20 protein-coding genes are annotated in these 17574 nt (G+C 70.1%); 16 read left to right on the top strand and 4 right to left on the bottom strand.

Annotated features, from left to right (window positions below; all coding sequences use genetic code 11):
• Window positions 1-83 precede the first annotated feature (83 nt).
• The 8 genes from QM728_RS14485 to QM728_RS14450 all read left to right on the top strand — a co-directional run bounded on the left by QM728_RS14485 (window position 84) and on the right by QM728_RS14450 (window position 8543).
• Entirely contained in the window at window positions 84-1940 is a 1857-nt protein-coding gene (locus tag QM728_RS14485) for an ABC transporter ATP-binding protein (RefSeq protein ID WP_415032706.1), read from the top strand.
• Window positions 1937-3700 (top strand): ABC transporter ATP-binding protein, encoded by a 1764-nt coding sequence (locus tag QM728_RS14480; RefSeq protein ID WP_415032705.1) that lies wholly within the window; start codon window positions 1937-1939, stop codon window positions 3698-3700. Before QM728_RS14485 ends, QM728_RS14480 begins: the two co-directional genes overlap by 4 nt.
• Before the next feature lie 20 nt (window positions 3701-3720).
• A complete protein-coding gene (locus QM728_RS14475) occupies window positions 3721-4386 on the top strand; it encodes a TetR/AcrR family transcriptional regulator (protein ID WP_415032704.1) in 666 nt (221 codons plus the stop codon).
• Between the two features lie 365 nt (window positions 4387-4751).
• On the top strand, window positions 4752-5075 hold the full coding sequence (locus tag QM728_RS14470) for a rhodanese-like domain-containing protein (protein ID WP_415032703.1): 324 nt from the start codon (window positions 4752-4754) through the stop codon (window positions 5073-5075).
• 3 nt (window positions 5076-5078) lie between these two features.
• Window positions 5079-6122, top strand: coding sequence for a DUF4328 domain-containing protein (locus QM728_RS14465; protein ID WP_415032702.1), 1044 nt, complete (start codon window positions 5079-5081; stop codon window positions 6120-6122).
• Complete coding sequence (locus QM728_RS14460; protein ID WP_415032701.1) at window positions 6119-6901, top strand: glycerophosphodiester phosphodiesterase; 783 nt, start codon at window positions 6119-6121, stop codon at window positions 6899-6901. The genes QM728_RS14465 and QM728_RS14460 overlap by 4 nt, the downstream gene beginning before the upstream one ends.
• 12 nt (window positions 6902-6913) lie before the next feature.
• On the top strand, window positions 6914-7903 hold the full coding sequence (locus tag QM728_RS14455) for a DUF5926 family protein (protein ID WP_415032700.1): 990 nt from the start codon (window positions 6914-6916) through the stop codon (window positions 7901-7903).
• 103 nt (window positions 7904-8006) lie between these two features.
• Window positions 8007-8543, top strand: coding sequence for a ferritin (locus QM728_RS14450; RefSeq protein WP_415032699.1), 537 nt, complete (start codon window positions 8007-8009; stop codon window positions 8541-8543).
• On the opposite strand, the gene QM728_RS14445 is transcribed toward QM728_RS14450, so the two are convergent.
• Window positions 8544-10136 carry an LCP family protein gene (locus QM728_RS14445; protein WP_415032698.1) on the bottom strand — a complete coding sequence of 531 codons (1593 nt, stop codon included), beginning with the start codon at window positions 10134-10136 and terminating at the stop codon, window positions 8544-8546.
• Between the two features lie 395 nt (window positions 10137-10531).
• Between QM728_RS14445 and QM728_RS14440 the strand changes: the two genes are divergently transcribed.
• The 6 genes from QM728_RS14440 (at window position 10532) to infA (ending at window position 14406) form a co-directional block, all read left to right on the top strand.
• Complete coding sequence (locus QM728_RS14440; RefSeq protein WP_415032697.1) at window positions 10532-11470, top strand: AurF N-oxygenase family protein; 939 nt, start codon at window positions 10532-10534, stop codon at window positions 11468-11470.
• Window positions 11467-12135 carry a DUF4873 domain-containing protein gene (locus tag QM728_RS14435; RefSeq protein WP_415032696.1) on the top strand — a complete coding sequence of 223 codons (669 nt, stop codon included), beginning with the start codon at window positions 11467-11469 and terminating at the stop codon, window positions 12133-12135. Before QM728_RS14440 ends, QM728_RS14435 begins: the two co-directional genes overlap by 4 nt.
• A 25-nt stretch (window positions 12136-12160) precedes the next feature.
• Window positions 12161-12934, top strand: a complete 774-nt coding sequence (locus QM728_RS14430; RefSeq protein ID WP_415032695.1) for a CPBP family intramembrane glutamic endopeptidase — start codon at window positions 12161-12163, stop codon at window positions 12932-12934.
• A 31-nt stretch (window positions 12935-12965) separates the two neighbouring features.
• Window positions 12966-13529: a dihydrofolate reductase family protein gene (locus QM728_RS14425; protein ID WP_415032694.1), complete on the top strand. Its 564-nt coding sequence runs from the start codon at window positions 12966-12968 to the stop codon at window positions 13527-13529.
• 179 nt (window positions 13530-13708) lie between these two features.
• Window positions 13709-14191 (top strand): hypothetical protein, encoded by a 483-nt coding sequence (locus tag QM728_RS14420; protein ID WP_415032693.1) that lies wholly within the window; start codon window positions 13709-13711, stop codon window positions 14189-14191.
• A complete protein-coding gene (gene infA / locus QM728_RS14415; protein WP_415032692.1) occupies window positions 14188-14406 on the top strand; it encodes a translation initiation factor IF-1 in 219 nt (72 codons plus the stop codon). Before QM728_RS14420 ends, infA begins: the two co-directional genes overlap by 4 nt.
• A 6-nt stretch (window positions 14407-14412) precedes the next feature.
• Here the strand turns inward: infA and QM728_RS14410 are convergent, their stop codons facing one another.
• From QM728_RS14410 to QM728_RS14400, 3 genes are read right to left on the bottom strand one after another with little or no spacing between them, the layout of a single operon-like run.
• Window positions 14413-14877, bottom strand: a complete 465-nt coding sequence (locus QM728_RS14410) for a universal stress protein (protein WP_415032691.1) — start codon at window positions 14875-14877, stop codon at window positions 14413-14415.
• Between the two features lie 11 nt (window positions 14878-14888).
• Window positions 14889-15272 (bottom strand): fluoride efflux transporter FluC, encoded by a 384-nt coding sequence (locus tag QM728_RS14405; protein WP_415032690.1) that lies wholly within the window; start codon window positions 15270-15272, stop codon window positions 14889-14891.
• Window positions 15269-15736 (bottom strand): fluoride efflux transporter FluC, encoded by a 468-nt coding sequence (locus QM728_RS14400; RefSeq protein ID WP_415032689.1) that lies wholly within the window; start codon window positions 15734-15736, stop codon window positions 15269-15271. Before QM728_RS14400 ends, QM728_RS14405 begins: the two co-directional genes overlap by 4 nt.
• Window positions 15737-15901: 165 nt before the next feature.
• Between QM728_RS14400 and pheA the strand changes: the two genes are divergently transcribed.
• Both pheA and QM728_RS14390 read left to right on the top strand, forming a co-directional pair.
• Window positions 15902-16840, top strand: coding sequence for a prephenate dehydratase (pheA, locus tag QM728_RS14395; RefSeq protein ID WP_415032688.1), 939 nt, complete (start codon window positions 15902-15904; stop codon window positions 16838-16840).
• Complete coding sequence (locus QM728_RS14390) at window positions 16840-17493, top strand: histidine phosphatase family protein (protein ID WP_415032687.1); 654 nt, start codon at window positions 16840-16842, stop codon at window positions 17491-17493. Before pheA ends, QM728_RS14390 begins: the two co-directional genes overlap by 1 nt.
• The last annotated feature ends 81 nt before the right edge of the window (window positions 17494-17574 follow it).

Here is a 17574-nt window from a genome sequence, read left to right as displayed (position 1 = left end):
TTGCAGTCCGCGTCGTCGCTCACTAACGTGAACTACGTTCAGAAATAGGTAAGCCTTACTTATAGTGATCGAGGCATGAGTCGATGACGACAACCGCTCCCGCACCCGAATCGAACGCACCGGACGACACCGCGACCGTCGACCCCAAGGTGCAGCAGAAGGCCGACGCGAAGGCGCTCAAGGAGCTGATGCGCCCGGTCCGACCGCAGCTGACGCTCGGCCGCATCCTCGCGGTCGTCTCCGGGATCCTCGCCGTCGTGCCCTACATCGCACTGGTCCACGTCGGCGACGTCCTGCTCACCGCGGCTCGCACCGGCAACCCCGTCGACGGCGGCGAGGTCGGCCGGTGGATCCGCATCCTGGTCATCACCTTCACGCTGCGCCTCGGCGTCTACTTCCTCGCGCTGAGCATCACCCACTTCGCCGACATCAAACTCGGCTACGTCATCCGCCAGCGCCTCGTCGAACGCTTCGCCAAGGTGCCGCTCAACTGGTTCACCGCGACCAACTCCGGCCGCGTCCGCAAGGCGCTGCAGGACGACATCGGCACCGTCCACCACCTGATCGCCCACCAGCCGGTCGACGGCACCCAGGCGGTGGTCATGCCCCTGGCGCTGATGGTCTACGCCTTCGTCATCGACTGGCGGCTCGGACTGCTCGCCATCGCGACCCTCCCGCTCTACGCCGCCGCGATGGCGATCGGCATGAAGGACATGGGCACGAAGACCGTCGAGATGGACAAGAAGCTCGCGGTGGTGTCCGCCCGGATGGTCGAGTTCGTCACCGGCATCACCGTCGTCAAGGCCTTCGGCCGCGTCGGCCGCGCGCACCGCGCCTACCAGGATGCGGCCGACGACTTCCAGGCCTTCTACTACGACTGGGTGAAGCCGCTGATCCGCGTGAGCTCGATCGGCATCTCGCTGCTGGCCGTGCCGTTGATCCTGCTCATCAACCTCGGCGGCGGCGCCTGGCTGGTGCACCGCGGCCATGTCACCGCCGCCGACGTCCTGGCGACGTCGCTCATCGCGCTGCTCATCCCCTACGGGCTCGAGGTCCTGATGGGTTCCATGTGGGCGGCGCAGCTGGCCGGCGCGGGTGCTCGCCGCATCACCGACCTGCTCGCCACGCCAACGCTCCTCGACGACGGTCGGCGCGCCACTCCGCGCGGCCACGACGTCGCCTTCGACGGTGTCGGCTATTCGTACAGCGGCGACGACGAGCTGGCGCTCGACGATGTGTCCTTCTCCCTCCGGGAGGGCACGATCACCGCGCTGATCGGCCCGTCCGGTTCCGGCAAGTCGACGATCGCGACGCTCCTCGCCAGGTTCGACGACCCGCAGTCCGGCGAGATCCGGCTCGGCGGGGTCCCGGTCCGCGAGGTGGACGACCTCTACCGACACGTGGGGTTCGTCCTGCAAGACCCGCAGCTGCCCTCGATCAGCATCCGCGACAACATCACCCTGGGCCGTCCCGACGCCACCGACGACCAGGTCCGCGCCGCCGCCCGCGCCGCCCGCGTGCTCGACGAGATCGAGGCGCTGCCCCACGGGTTCGACACCGTCTACGGCGCCGACACCGGACTGTCCGGCGGTCAGGCGCAACGCATCGCGATCGCGCGCGCCATCCTCGTCGACGCCCCGGTACTCATCCTCGACGAGGCGACCGCGCTGACCGATCCCGAGAGTCAGCACCAAATCCAGCAGGCGCTCAGCGACCTGGCCAAGGGCAAGACCGTGCTGCTGGTCGCACACCGGCCCGAGGTGATCAAGGGCGTCGACCAGATCGTCCTCGTCGACAACGGCCGTGTCGTGGCGACCGGGACCCACGACGAGCTCCTCGCCGAACCGGGCTACGCCCACCTGTGGGAATCGACCACGGCAACGATTCGGCCCGCTCACGATGTGCCCGGCGCCGAGGCAACCCTTGGAGGTCAGAAATGAGCACCCTTCCGATCGTCGACATCGTCCCGCGGATGAAGCGCATGGTCTCCCACCCGGAGGCCATTCGGCCCGCGATGGCCATCGCCGCGCTGTGCGGCCTCATCGAGGGCCTGGCCCTGGCCGCACTGCTGCCGGCGATCAGCGCCCTCGCCGCCGACAAGCCGTACTGGGGGATGGGCCTGACCGGCTGGCTGATCGTCTTCGCGGTGCTCGCGGTGGTCAGCTTCGGGGTGAACTACTGGCAGAGCCAGCGCGCCTACGGCGTGGCCCTCGACTTCCTGCACAGCCTGCACCGGCTCGTCGGCGACCAGGTCGCCAAGCAGCCGCTCGGCTGGTTCGCACGGCCACTGGCCGGGCGCCTCTCCCGGATGGTCTCCACCGAACTCATGCAGGCCGGCGAGATCTACGCCCACATGTTCGGCCCGCTGGTCTCCAAGATCACCTCGGCGGCCGTCATCGTCGTCGCGGCGTGGTTCTGGAACCCGACGCTGGGCCTGGTCCTCACCCTCGCCATCCCGGTGTTCGTGGTGATCACCCTCGTCTCGACCGCCCTCATGCGCCGCGGCGGACGACTCTACGAGCCCCAGGAGGTCAACCTGGCCAACCGGGTCGTCGAGTACGCGCAGTGCCAGGGCGCGCTGCGCTCCTGCGGACAGAGCGAACACTTCGCGCCGCTGGACGACGCGCTGGCGGGGACGCGGCGGGCGCGGACCAGGGCGCTCTGGATCGAAACGGCCGGCATGCTGCTCTCCGGCATGGTCACGCAGGGCGTCATCGTCGTGCTGATCACCGTCACCGGCACACTCGCGGTGTCCGGCTCCCTCGCCCCGATCCCGGCGCTGGCCTTCATCGGGCTGGCGCTGCGTTTCACCACGATCCTCTCCGGCATCACCGAGGGCGCGATGAGTCTCGAATCGCGGCGTCCGCTGCTCGACGCCCTCGACGAGGTGCTGACGGCCGAGCCGTTGACCGAGCCGGCCGCCCCGGCCGAGCTCACCGCACCGGGAACCGTCGACCTCGCCGGCGTCTCCTTCGCCTACGACGACACCGCCGAGTCCGTACTCGACGACGTGTCCTTCACCGTGCCCGCGGGCACGATGGTCGCGCTCGTCGGCCCCTCCGGCAGCGGCAAGACGACGGTCGCCCGCTTGGTCAGCCGTTTCTACGACGCCGACTCCGGCACCGTGAAGGTGGGCGGCGTCCCGGTCGCCGAGCAGACCACCGAGCAACTCATGGGCCAGCTGTCGATGGTGTTCCAGGACGTGTACCTCTTCGACGACACCCTCGAGGCCAACATTGCCGTCGGCCGGGAGGACGCGACCGACGAGGAGATCCGATCGGCGGCCGACCTCGCCGGCGTCACCGAGATCGCCGAGCGGCTGCCCGACGGTTGGGCCTCGCGCGTCGGCGAGGGCGGCAAGGCGCTGTCGGGCGGGGAGCGCCAACGCGTCGCGATCGCCCGTGCCCTGCTCAAGCAGTCGCCGATCGTCCTGCTCGACGAGGCCACCTCGGCCCTCGACGTGGAGAACGAGGCCAACATCGTCGCCGCCGTCGATCAGCTGCGCAAGCAGGCGACGATCCTGATCATCGCGCACCGGCTCGACACCATCGCCGCGGCCGATCAGATCGTCGCGCTCACCGACGACGGCCGGGTGGAGGCACAGGGCACGCACTCCGAACTCCTCGCCCAGGGTGGCACCTACGCGCGGTTCTGGGAGCGGCTGCACAGCGCCCAGGGCTGGCAGCTCGCCGACGCCTGAGCGCCGACTAATGTGAAACCGTGCATGAATCCACGTCGGCGACCCGGTCGGCCGGTGGCGTGCCCGGCAGTCGCAAGGTGGGCCGCAAGCCCGTCTTCACCGCCGCCGACGTCGTGGCCGCCGCCGTCGCGGAGGGCCTCGACGGGTTCACCCTCTCAGCCGTGGCGCAACGCCTCGGCGTCGTCACCGCCGCAATCTACCGACTTTTCCCCTCCCGCGACGACCTGGTGGTCGCCTGCCTCGACACCGCGGCGGCCACCCTGCGGACCCCCGCTGCCGACGCCGACTGGCGCGCGGCCCTGCGGCTGTGGGCCGACGAGTGCTGGCGGGTGTGCGAGGAGTACCCGGGGCTGAACCGCCTGGTCTACAGCTACCCGACGGCGTTCACGCGGATCGATCACGTGCTCGGCCAATATGCCGAGGTGCTGGGGCGGTCGGGGCGGACGCCGGGGCAGGCGATGTTCGCCCTCGACTTCATCGGGGACACGGTTTTCGCGTCGCACCTGGGCGTCGAGTCGATGCGGGCGTCCGACGAGTCCGGCGACTCCGGGTTGGACCGGGTTCGCGGGGCGCTCGACGACGGCGCCGCGCTGAAACCCCAGGATTCCTGGGCCGATCGCGGTTTCGTCGACAAAAAGGTCGATTTCATCATCGGCGGCCTGGAACGGGACTGGCCCGAACTCTGACCTGCGACGATGCGGCTTTCGCGGTTATCCACAAGTTATCCCCAGGCTGCTCGCCATTTGTGGGAAGTCACAAATCGTTGGGGCATATCTTCGCGATAGTGCTGGAAGATGCATGGAATTCACCTGAAGTAGTGGTGTCGTTCACAGTAGGGGCCGTTTTTCGCGCATAGCGGTTGGAATTGCGCACCAGCGGATTCGCTGTCGCGAATCGGCCCACCGATGGATTCTGCGAAGTTGCACACAGTTATGCCCGGTGCCTGTGGATATCTCATCTGCCCTGGTGACAACCTGCGCAAACGCGATCTGGGCGGTTGAAGGGCCGACGTTGGCGCCCTCGGCCCGGGGTCATATGCCACGATGGATGTATGCCCGCATTCGACCAGGTGCCGGTGACGGAATTGCCCGATGATTTCACCGCTGAGACCGACCGCATCCTGCTCGATATCCGCGAACCCGACGAGTGGGAACTCGGTCACGTCCGCGGCGCGCTGCACATCCCGCTCGGCCAGGTTCCCGAGCGCATCGAGGAGATCGATCCCGACGCCGACGTCTACGTCATCTGCCGCACGAGTGGGCGGTCGTTCCGCTTGATCGAGTACTTGGAGCACATCGGCCGCGAGGCGACCTGCGTCGAGGGCGGCATGGTGGCGTGGGAGGCCAGCGGCAAGCCGGTCGAGACGGGGGCCTGACCGATGACCGTGCCACCGCTCCGGCCGCCCGGCGGCGACCGCCTCGTCGACCTGTGCCGCACGTGCCGCATCCAGGCCCCGCACCGCGCCGGCCGCATCCACTGCCCGCGCTGCGACGGGATCCTCGTCGTCGTCGATCGTGACCGCGTCGGCGATGCGTTGGCCCAGGCGCGTCCGACGCCCCCGGCCAAGCAGGTCCCGCAGCAGCGGGTCGCCGGCGTCCGCGGCACGCTGCCCGCCAAGGTGAAGTGGGTTGCGCAGCGACCGCCGGAGGCCCGCCCGGCCCCGCGCGCCCCGCGGATCACCAAGAGCAAGGTGACGCCGCACTACACGTCCGTGCCGCAGTGGGGACTGCAGGACCTGCCCGCGAATTGGCAGGAGATCCCGGTCGAGCAGCAGGCCCGCGGGGATGCGCTGCGCTTCGTCGCCGCCGGCCGCAACGCGGCGATGGTGTTGGCCGCCAGCGCGGTCATGCACCTGTTGCGCTACCTGCTCATCATGGTCAACCGCGACCACCTGATCCCGGGGTGGCTCGACATCATCAGCTACCTCACGGTCGTACTCGCCGGCCTGGCCGCCGTCGGTGCGATGGTCTACGGCCTCTACAGCTTCGGCCGGTGGCTCATCGCGACCCGGGCGCTCGCCTACCGGCACGCGCACCGCCTGGAGCCGCGACCGACGTGGCTGCTGTGGCTGTGCGCCGTCCTCCCCGGCCTCAACATCCTCAGCGCCCCGTTCCTCATCCGCGAGGCCGCCCTCGTCGACGACCGCGTCCTCACCACGCGCAACCGCGCCGAGTTCCGCAAGATCTGGGTGGCCTGGGCCCTGGTGAACCTCGTCGCCCTCATCGCCATCTGGATGCGCTGGGCCGGCAATCGCAGCGGCAGCATCCAGACGCAGGCCGACTCACTCGGCTGGGTGATCATCTCGGCGCTCGTATCGGCCGCGTTCGCGTGGTGGATGGTGCCGCGCCTGGTCGAGATCTTCCTCCCGGCGCCGGCCGTCGAGAACACCAAGGTGCGACGCCGATGGGTGAACACGGCGTGACCGAGCCCCGTGTCTCCCGGTCCGGCAAGCCCGCCGTCGTCGCGCACCGCGGGGCGTCGGGAGACGCACCGGAGCACACGCTGGCGGCCTACGAGTTGGCCCTCACCCAGGGCGCCGACGGCCTGGAGTGCGACATCCGGCTGACCGCCGACCACGAGCTGGTCTGCATCCACGACCGCACCATCGACCGCACGTCGGACGGCTCCGGCGTCGTCAGCGAGATGTCGCTGGCGCAGCTGCGCGAGTACGACTTCGGCAGCTGGCACGGCGGGCAGAAGGCGTCGGTGCTCACCCTCGACGAGCTGATCACCCTCGCCCTCGACTGGCGCCGACCGGTCCGCCTGTTCATCGAGACCAAGCATCCGGTGCGGTTCGGCAGTCTCGTCGAGACCAAGCTCCTGGAGACGCTGCACCGCTTCGGGGTGGCCTCGCCGCCCTCGGCCGACCACAGCCGGGCCGTCGTCATCTCCTTCTCGTCGTCGGGCGTCTGGCGCATCCGCCGGCACGCCCCCTTGCTCCCGACGATCCTGCTCGGCGACACCGCCCGCGTCTTGGGCGGCAGCGCGGCGACGGCGGTCGGCGCGACGGGCATCGGTCCGTCGGTCGAGACGCTCCGGCTGCACCCGGACCTCGTCGACAAGGCCGCGGCCGCGGGGCGCGTCACCTACTGCTGGACCGTCGACGAGGAGGCCGACGTCCGGATGTGCGCCGAACAGGGCGTCCGGTGGATCGCCACGAACCACCCCCAGCGCGTGCGGGACTGGCTCGTCACGGTGTGACAGAGTTGAGCCATGGCCAAGAAGAGCAAGCGCGGCAGCGGACCGCGCCCGGGTAGCAACCGAGCCGAGCGCGTCGCCGCGCGCAAGGAACGACAGGCCGCGGCAGCCACCGGGCAGACCCGCCCCTTCGACGGACTCGCCGCCGAGTGCGACCTGGTCGCGCTGCGCACCTTCGTCGCCTCGGCGACCGCTCGACTGCCGCTGATCGAGCCCGGCCCGCCGGAGCCGGAGCTGACCTCCGTCGTCCCCGACGACGAGCTCGGCCCGAACCTGCAAAAGGACGGCGTGCGCAACCACGTCAACGCCGCGACCGTGCTGCCCGGCGTCATCGGCGCCATGGTGCGCGACGGCAAGGGCGCCCGCGAGGGCTTCGCCGCGCTGCAGCTCAACCCCGACCCCACCGACCTCGCCGCGGAGTTCGCCGCCGAGATCGAGTTCGCCGCCCACGCCAAGGTCGACGACAAGTACACCCCCGGCGCCGCGCCGAGCAAGCCGCTGACCAAGCTGCTCGACGCAGATGCGCCGCTGGACATCACCGTCTACGACGACTTCGCGTGGTGGTACGCGCCGGGCGCCAAGTTGGACGCGGGCGTCAAGCAGATGCTCGAGCAGGCGGCGGCGACGATCCAGCCGACGGCGCGCCTGAAGCCCAAGAGCGGGCTCGGCGCCCCCTGGTGGGTCGACGCCGGCGACAAGGCGCACCTGCGCTGGATCCGCCCGGAGGACGAGGACACGGTGATGACCGCCCTCGCGCGACTGCACGCCGCCGGCCACCTGACCCTGGGCGAGGGTTCCCGCTTCGCGGGCTCCTTCCGCACCCACGGCCTGCTGGTCCCGGTCTTCGACCTGGATGTGAAGAAGCACGCGGAGGACTGGTACGACGGTCTCGACCAGTTCGACGCCTGGCTCGTCGAGGCGATGGCCGACAAGTCGGAGCTGACCACCGAGGAGCGTCGCTCCCGCGCCGGCATCCGCACCCGCCAGGTCACCCTGCGCGCCTGAGCCACCGCTTTTTCGTCGAGCGTGCCCAGTTTCTCGTCGAGCGTGCCCGGAATCTCGTCGAGCGTGCCCAGAAACCACTGAGCGTGCCCTTACCATTGGTGCCATGACGGAACGGACGAAGTTTCAGCAGCTGTTGGCCGACCAGATCACCAACGAGTTCGCTGCGAGCCAGCAGTACAACGCGATCGCGGTCTTCTACGACAACGAGGACATGCCGCAGCTCGCGCAGCACTTCTACGAGCAGGCGGTCGAAGAGCGCAACCACGCGATGATGATCGTCCAGTACTTCCTGGACCGCGATCAGGCCGTCGAGATCCCCGGCGTCGAGGCTCCGGTCAACAAGTTCGGCGACTACTCCGAACCGATCAAGTTGGCGCTCAAGCAGGAGCAGCAGGTCACCGAGCAGATCGTGAACCTGGCCCGCGTCGCGCGCGACGACGGCGACTACCTCGGCGAGCAGTTCATGCAGTGGTTCCTCAAGGAGCAGGTCGAGGAGGTCGCGACGATGACGACGCTGCTGACCATCGCCGAGCGCGCCAAGGGCAACATCTTCGACCTCGAGACCTTCGTCGAGCGCGAGATCAACAGCAAGGCCGCCGACGATGCGGGCGCACCCGAAGCGGCCGGCGGAAACCTCTAGTCAGCCGATCTCTTTGCCGTCGTCGTCGTCGACGAGGCTCTTGCTGACGGCCTTGCCCTTCGCCAACCGGGAGAAGAACTCCTCGGTGTCGTCGTCGACGGCCAGCGAGTCGCCGTCGCCGGTCCACTCTGAGCCGCCGGTCGGCACGGTCACCATCAGCGGGGATCCGCGCAGCGACCAGGCGAGCCGGGCGAGGTCCCACGAGTGGTCGCCGCGGTCGACGGTGAGGGCGTCGGCGGTCCCGTTGACCAGCGATGCCGCGCGGAACGGGTTGAGGAGCACGGCGGGGCTGCTGGCGCGGTTGACGAGCGCCGAGAACACCTTGCGCTGATTGATGACGCGCTGCAGGTCCGCGCGCGGGAAGTCGCGGCTGCGGACCAGGCCGAGGGCCTGCTTGCCGTTGATCTTCTGGCAGCCCGCCTTGAGTCGCAGGCCGGCATTGCGGTCGCGCAACGACTCCTTCAGGCAGATCTTGACGCCGCCGACCGCGTCGACGATGTTGGCGAACCCGCTGAAGCCGATCTCGGCGTAGTGGTCGATGTGCACCCCGGACACCGACTCGATGGTCTGCACCAGCAGCTTGGGGCCGCCCATGCTGTAGGCGGCGTTGATCTTGTGCTGGCCGTTGCCGCCGGGCAGGTCCACGTACAGGTCGCGCGGAATGGAGATGATCGCCGTCGGCCCCTTCACCGGCTTCGAGATCAGCATGATCGTGTCGGTGCGGATACCGCCCTCGTCGGGACCGGTGGACAGCCGCTTGCGCTCCTTGGCCGACATGCCCTCGCGGGAGTCGGTGCCGACGATCAGCCAGTTGGTGCCGGGGGTGTTCGAGATGCGGCCGGAGAAGGACAGTGCGTTGATCCGGTCGAGCCGGGTGTCGACGTAGAGCAGGCCGCCGATCGCCGACGCGATGAACAGGAACACCGCCACCAGGAAGATGTTGACGATCCGTCGCGGCGTCCAGCGGCGCTTCGTGCGCGGCGTCTTCGACCTCGCGGGTCGGGCCGGCTTGGGCTTCGTCGACGGTCGGCTCGGCGGGCGACGCTTCGCCGGCGTGACGTTGGCGCCCCGCTGCGGGGGACGAGTCGGTCGCCGCTCGTCGACGGGGACGGGTTGCGGAGTCTGCGTCGGCGCGTACTTGCCCGTGACGAGCGGCTTCTTGGGCGGTGCCGGCGGTTGCTGGCCGGGCGACGGCGGCCGGCCCTGACCGGCGGCCGGGGGCTGCTGGCCCGGCGGCTGCTGGCGCGGCGGTGCGTCCGGAGTCGGCTGCTGGGTGGGCGCGTACTTGCCGGTGATCAGCGGCTTCTTGGGCCGCTGCGGTGCGGGCGGTTGCTGGGCGGGCTGCTGCGGCGCGGGAGGGGCAGCCGACCACGCCTGCGGCGGCTGATAGCGCTGCGGGGGGCCCTGCGGCGGTCCCGGCCGCGTCGGGGGCGCCGGGATCGGTCCGCGCTGCTGCGGTTGTTGGGGCCGTTGCGGATCACGCGGCGGTGAACCCGGGGGCTGACCCTGGGGCGGGCGCTGGCCGGCGGGCGGAGGCTGCGGCGGTCGTTGGCCGGCCGCCGGACCGGGTGGCCGGCCCTGCGGCCGGGGCATAGGGCGACCCTGCGGGGGCATCGGGCGACCCTGTGGCGGGGGTCCGGGTGGACGTTGACCCTGCGGGCGTTGACCCGGCGGCGGGCCTTGCGGCGGACGTCCCTGCGACGACGGCGGACCCTGCGGCGGGCGGGCAGCGCCGGGTTGCGGAGCCGGGCCGGGCGCAGGGGATCGCGGAGCTTGTCGTTGCTCGTTTTGCGGGCCCTGTTCCTGGCGTCGGCGCCGCAGATTCGGCTGCTCGCGCGGGTCGGTCACCCGACCAATCTACGCAAGACGGCTGAGGGGGTGCTGAACCAGGATTGGGTAAGTCCAATAGTGACACTCCGGAATGGCACAGTCGTCATTGACGTTCCGGTGAGTGGTCCCTACTCTGGTCGCCAACAGGAGGTTGACCCATGACTGTGGTGAACGACAATCCCAAGGCCGCGACCGGCAAGCCCGCGTACGACCACGCCGGCCGCACGGCCATCGCCAATCGACTTCTCAAAGGCTCCTCGGCCCGGTCCTACGACCCGGTCGTCGAGCTCGATTGGGACGCGCCGCTCGAGGAGGGCAAGTACTTCCTCCCGCCCAAGGTGCTGTCGCTGTACGGCACGCCGCTGTGGGACCAGATGAGCGAGGAGCAGCGCATCGAGCTGTCCCGCCAGGAGATGGCCAACGTGCTGTCGGTCGGCATCTGGTTCGAGAACCTGCTCAACCGCGCCCTGCTGATCCGGCTGATGCGCGAAGACCCGGCCGCCGCCACGTCGCACTACGAGCTCACCGAGATGGGTGACGAGTGCCGCCACATGACGATGTTCGGCAAGGTCATCGAGCGCAGCGGCGCTCGGCCCTACATGATGCGCCGGTGGGAGCGCTGGGCGATGCTGGCGATGCCCGCGTTCATGCGCGGCACCTTCATGTGGGTCGTCACGCTCGTCGGCGAAGAGCTCTTCGACGCCCTGCAGCGGGAGATGCGCACCGACCCCCAGCTGCAGCCCCTCGTCGCGCGGCTCATGCAGATCCACGTCACCGAGGAGTCCCGCCACATCGGCTTCGCGCGCGACGGCATCATGCGCCGCAAGCCGGTGCGCGGTCGATTCGAGACGCTGGTCGCCGCCAACCTGCACGGCCTCGGCGGACCGGCCTTCAAGCGCCTGTTCACCAACCCGCAGATGTACAAGCGGGCCGGGATCGCAAACCCGCGGCAGGCGGCCAAGATCGCGCGTCGGAACCCGAACTTCCACGAGGTGACCGTCAAGTCCTTCGAGCCGCTCTCGGCGTTCCTGCGCCAAGCCGGTCTGATGGGACCGGTCGGCGAATACCTGTGGCGCAAGGCGGGATTCCTGCCGTGACGACGATTGCGCTCGTCGGCTCGTCGGACGCGATCTCGTCGACGCGCCGCCACCTCGAGCTCTCGCCGCTCGACTTCGCCCTCGTCGACGATCCGGCCCGCGCCGATCTGGTGGTGACCGATGAGGCGCCGCCGTCGTCGAACTATCTGACGGTCGCCGCCGAGCAGACGCCGAACCGCTTCTACTGCCGCGACGAGTCCGTCGACTACGTCGTCGCCGCCCTCACCGAGGCACAGCTCGCCGGTGCGCACGGCGTCCGCGTCCGCCCGCCGGTGCAGCACAACCCGCTCCCGGCCAAGCGGCGACGCTGGTGGCAGCGACCGACGGATCCGCTGGCAAGTTTCAACCCGGTCGACTACGACTGGTCCACCGAGGAGACCGTCGAGGCCGAGGTCTTCGACGACGAGGTCCGCATCAACGCCGACGGCGCGGAGTTCACCGCGCGGCTGCGCGCCCGCGGCCACATCGACGGCAACGACGGCCAGTACCACTGGGCCGGCATCCTGTACGGCCGGCGGGCCCACGATCTGTTCGTGGCCGGGACCAAGCGCGTCGAGGTGTCCTTCGGCGACCACGAGCCGGTCGCCGCGAAGCTCGCCGAGATCACGCAGTGGGGCACCGTCCGGATGACCGGCGTCGGCACCCCGCCCTGGCTCGTCGACTGACCTGCCGCAGCCTAGGGTGGGCGGCGTGAACATCCAGCCCGTCACCGACCCGTCCCAGCGCCGCGCGCTGTGGATCGAGCTGGCGATCGTCGGCGTCCTGACCCTGGGGATGTCGGCGCTGTTGGCCCTGCTGGCGCTGATCGAGGCGCAGCTGACCGGCGGGATCGACCAGACCACCGTCGAACTCAACCCGTCGCAGTCGAAGGTCGGATGGATCGACGCCGCGCGACAGTCGCTCGGCGTGGTCCGGCTCCTCGGGATGGCGGCGCTGGCCTGCTATCTGTTGTGGCGCAGCGGCATCCGGCTGGCCAAGATCGGTCTCACCCGACGACCCGAGCGCGCCGACCTGCCCCTCGGCGTCGGACTCGCCGCGCTCATCGGCCTGCCCGGCCTCGCCTTCGTCTTCGTCGCCCATCACTTCGGCTGGAACGCCGCGCTGGTACCCAGCGACACCGACGGCCCGTGGTGGCAGGCGCCCGTCCTGATCGCCGTGGCGATCGGCAACGCGGTCGCCGAGGAAGTTGTCGTCGTCGCGTACCTGTTGGTGCGACTGCGCCAGCTCGGCGTGCGCGACGGTGCGGCCCTCGCCGCCAGCGCGCTGCTGCGCGGCGGCTACCACCTCTACCAGGGGATCGGCGGCGGCCTCGGGAACGTCGTCATGGGACTGGTGTTTGGCCGCTTCTATCAGCGCACCGACCGCGTCTGGCCGCTGATCATCGCGCACGCCGTGATCGACGTCGTCGCCTTCGTCGGATTCCTGTTGCTCGGCGACCGGCTGGGTCTCGCGCAAGTCCGCTAGCGCGTCGGAGAGCCGGGCTACGCTCGGGCGCATGGCTCGGCTGATCTACGCCTCGATGACGGTTTCGCTCGACGGGTTCTTTGAGGACGCCGACGGGGGCATCGGCTGGTCGACGCCCGAGGACGAGCTGCACCGCGCGTCGAACGAGCAGGTCGCCTCGCTGGCCGCCATCGTCATGGGCCGACGGCTCTACGACGTGATGGTCCCGTACTGGCACGATCTGCTGACCGACCCGGCGGCGCCCGAGGTCGAGCGGGAGTTCGCGCAGGTGTGGGACCGACTGCCGAAGTACGTGGCGTCGCGCACGCTGACCGATGTCCATCCGAGCTGTGAGCTGATCGTCGGCGACGCCATCGAATGGATCGCTCAGCGCAAGGCCGATACCGACGGCGACATCGAGGTGAGCGGCGTCGACCTCGCCGCCCAGGTCGAGGCGGCCGGCCTGATCGACGCCTACCGCTTCAACGTCGCGCCGGTGCTGCTCGGCGCCGGCAACCCGCTGTTCCGGCCCGGGACCCGGCGCGATCTGGAACTGACCGAGACGCGTCGTTTCCCGGGCGGGACCGTCGCGCTCGAGTACGCCGTGCGGCAGTAGCCGAAAAAGAATTGTCCAGCAGGGGTGTCGCGCCGATACCCTGGCCGCAACCGTGACAGGACCCGAGGAGGTGACACCCGTGAACGTTTCTACGACGTCGGTGCTCCCTCCGATCTCACGGTCGACCTAGGTGTCCACACCGGGAGTGCCGCCGAACGGCATTTCCGAAAGGCACCACCATGAACAACACCTCTCTCACCCTGCGGCGCTCCGCCGACGGCGATTGGCTCGCCGTTGACGACGAGGCGCGGACCATCGGCCGCGGAGCCCGCTCCCGACGACCCGGACCGGCGATGTTCATCAGCGTCGACGCGTGGTCGACGGCGGCGTTCGACCTGCTCGCCGATGCGATCGTCGCCGAACTGCCATCGCCGCTGCACACCCTGGCCGACGCCGACGACGTCGAACTGATCGACGCCTGGCGACGCCACGGATTCACCGAGCGCCGACGGTCGGCGTGCTACCGAATCCCCTTCGCCCCGCCGCCGGGCACACCACCACCCGGCATCCGGCGCCTGCCGGGTGCCCGGATCATCCTGCGCGGCCCCGACGCACCCTTTGTCGCGCTCGACGTCGACACCGGCGCTGCCGATCTCGTCGCCGCGGTCGAGGCGCTGGGCGGCAGCGTCGTCGAGACGACCGTCGAGCTGGTGCGGCCATGACCGGCACCGGGATCGAAGCCGAGGGCACCGTCGTCGAAGCCCTCCGCAACGCCATGTTCCGCGTCGAACTCGACAACGGCCACGTCGTCCTCGCCCACATCAGCGGCAAGATCCGGAAGAACTACATCAAGATCGTGCCGCTCGACCGCGTGCTGGTCGAGATCAGCCCGTACGACCTGACGCGGGGACGGATCGTGTTCCGGTATCGGACCTGAGCACGCTCATGCGGGCGGCACGACGAGGACCTGCAGACCCGCGTCGACGAGCTCGTCGGCCAACGGCCGCCGGGTGACCCGCGACAGCAGCCCGGCGACGCCGCGGCGGTGCTTGCCGATGACGACGATCCGGGAACCGGATTCGCGCGCCACCTGGCCGAGCACCGCGGCGGCGCTGCCGCGTGCGCTGTAGTACGTCCAGCCGGTGTCGAGACCGCGCAGCTGGCCGCGCAGCCAGTGCGCCTTCTCGTCGGCGGCGGCCTTGGTCTGCTCCTCCCACGTCGGCGAGTCCGGGTCGACGCCGAGGTCGGAGTCGTCGGCGATGTGCGCGATGTGCAGTTGCGCGCGGAGCTTGCCGGCGAGGTCGACGGCGGCCGCCAGTGCCGCCTGCGCGGCCGGGGTCCGGTCCCATCCGACGACGAGGTTCTCGCCGCCCGGGTCCCCGGTGCCGGAGAACGATCTGATGTTCATGGCCACTCCTCCTAGTTCCCGTGGATCAGCCAGGCGATCCACATGCCGGCGCCGCACGCCAGAACCGTCGCGATCCAGGTCCCGATCGCGTTGACCGCGGCCAGCCGGGTCTCCCCGCGACGGGCCAGTGCGACGGTCTCGAAGCTTGCGGTGCTGAACGTCGTGAAGCCCCCGCAGAAGCCGGTGCCCGCCACCAGTTGCAGCGTCGACGGCGATCCGGCGAACACCACGAGCCCGGTGATGAAGCCGAGCAGCGCCGAGCCCGCGATGTTGATGCCGATGGTCGCGACGGGCAGGTCGGTGGAGACCCGACGCTTGACCTCGCCGTCAACGACATAGCGCAGCAGGGAGCCGACGCCACCCGCGGCGCACGCCGCCAGGGTCCACCCGCTCATCGCCGGTCTCCCGAATCGGGATCGATGAACTCGGGGTCGGTCGCGGTGCCGCGGACCAACCGGGCGCCGATCGCGAGGCCGGCGATCGTGCCGATCGCCCCGCACAGCAGGGTGCCGAGCCCGTAGCCCAGCGCGATCGGCAGCTGGCCGTCGCGCACGAGGTTGACCTGCTCCTGCGCGAAGGAGCTGTAGGTGGTGAAGCCGCCGCACAGCCCGGTTCCGCCGAACAGTCGGATGCGGCGGCCCAGTTCTTCGTCGAGTCGCGTCGAGGCGAGGTATTCGAGCAGGGCGGCCAGGATTAGCGCGCCGACCAGGTTGATGACGAAGGTGGTCATCGGCCAGCGGCCGGATTGTGCCGGGAAGGCTTGTTCCAGATGGAGGCGGGCGGCCGTGCCGACCATGCCGCCGATCAGGACGAGAAGCAGTCCCGGGGCGTCGCGCAGGACGGGGGACAGGCGGTTCATTGCGAGTCGTTCCTCTCGGTCGCGGCGATTCCGCGCAAGCGGAATCGAGGGTGACCAGGAACTATCAGCCGTGTCGGCGGGTCGGGCGTCGAGCGCCCCGGCGAGATCCATCGCCTCGGCGGCGCGTGCGCACCACCGCGGCCAGTATACGGCTAACCTGACAGCGTGCCCGTGATCGCCTATTTCGGCCCCGCCGGAACCTTCACCGAGATGGCGATGAACCGTCTCCTCTCCGCCGGTGCCGGGCCGTTGGCGGGTGTCGACGCCGAGCGCCTGCCCGTCGCCAGCCCGACCGCTGTCATCGAAGCCGTCCGCAGCGGGAGCGCCGACTTCGGGGTGGTGCCGATCGAGAGCTCCATCGAGGGTTCGGTGCCGGCGACGATGGACGCCCTCGTCCCCGCCGCCGACGCCGATCGCGTCCAGGTCTTCGCCGAGACCGCCCTCGACATCGCCTTCACCATCGCCGCGGCCAAGGGCCTCGCGCCGGGCGACGTCCGGACGATCGCGGCCTACCCGGTGGCGCAGGCGCAGGTGCGCGAATCCGTCGCCAAGCTCTTCCCCAACGCCGAGTTCGTCCTCGCCTCGTCGAACGCCGCCGCCGCGCAGGACGTCGCCGCGGGCAAGGCCGACGCGGCCGTCACCACGCCCACCGCCGCCGAGGCCAATGGGTTGCACGCGCTGGCCGAGAACGTCGCCGACAGCGGTGATGCCGTCACCCGCTTCGTGTTGCTGGCCCGTCCGGGCGCCGTGCCGGCGGCCACCGGCAGCGACCGCACGTCGGTCATCCTCGACCTCGCCAACGAGCCCGGCAGTCTGCTGGCCGCGCTCGACGAGTTCGCCGCCCGCGGCATCGACCTCACCCGGATCGAGTCGCGACCGCGTCGCTCCGGCGGCCCCGGCCTCGAATACCGCTTCTTCATCGACGCGGTCGGCCACATCGACGACGCCGCCATCGGGGAGGCGCTGCGCGCGCTGCACCGGACCGTCGAGCAGGTCGTGTTCCTCGGGTCGTGGCCCGTCGACGGCCAGGGCGGCACCCCGCCGCCCGACCACGGCGACAGCGAGACCTGGTTCACGCGGCTGCGCGATCCCGGCGGCGCATAGTGGCCCGGCTGTACCTGGTCCGCCACGGCGAGACCACGTCCAACGTGATGAAGCGCCTGGACACCGCTATGCCGGGCGCCTCCCTCACCGACTTCGGCGTGCGGCAGGCCGCGCGCTTCGCGCTGGACCGCTCCGGCGACGTCGAGCAGCAGGCGGTGCTGATCAGTTCGCAGGCGCGGCGGGCCCAGCAGACGGCGGAGGTCATCGGCGGGTTGTGGGGCGTAGAGCCCGAAGTGACCGCCGGGCTGCACGAGGTGCAGGTCGGCGAGCTCGAGGACCGCGACGACGAAGAGGCCTACAAGACGTTCGGCTCGGTGGTCGAGCGCTGGCACCACGGCGAGACGGCGGTGGCGATGCCCGGCGGCGAGTCGCTGGACGAGGTGATCGCGCGGTACGTGCCGGTCGTCGACGGGATCGCGGAGCGGCACCTCGTCGGGCCGGATGCCAAGGATGTCTTCGTCGTCAGCCACGGTGCGGCGATCCGGCTGATCGCCGCACACCTCGCCTCGATCGACCCCCACTTCGCGGTCAAGAATTACCTGCCGAACACCGGCGTCGTCGAGCTCAGTTACGCGCCGGACGAGCCGGAGATCAACTGGTCGGCGCACCGCTGGGGTGATCGGGTCGCGCCGTTCACCAGTTCCGAAGGCTGAGCTGCTGAGATTTCTCCCCTGCTGACCAACGGACGGCAATCTTCCCTTGATGTATCGCCACGGGAGGATTTTCAGCAGCCG

Origin of the sequence: Gordonia sp. (in: high G+C Gram-positive bacteria), from assembly GCF_047602025.1 — a bacterium.
Classification (GTDB): domain Bacteria; phylum Actinomycetota; class Actinomycetes; order Mycobacteriales; family Mycobacteriaceae; genus Gordonia.
Note: the sequence above shows the minus strand (reverse complement) of the source record. Positions and strands in the feature narration are given on the sequence as shown.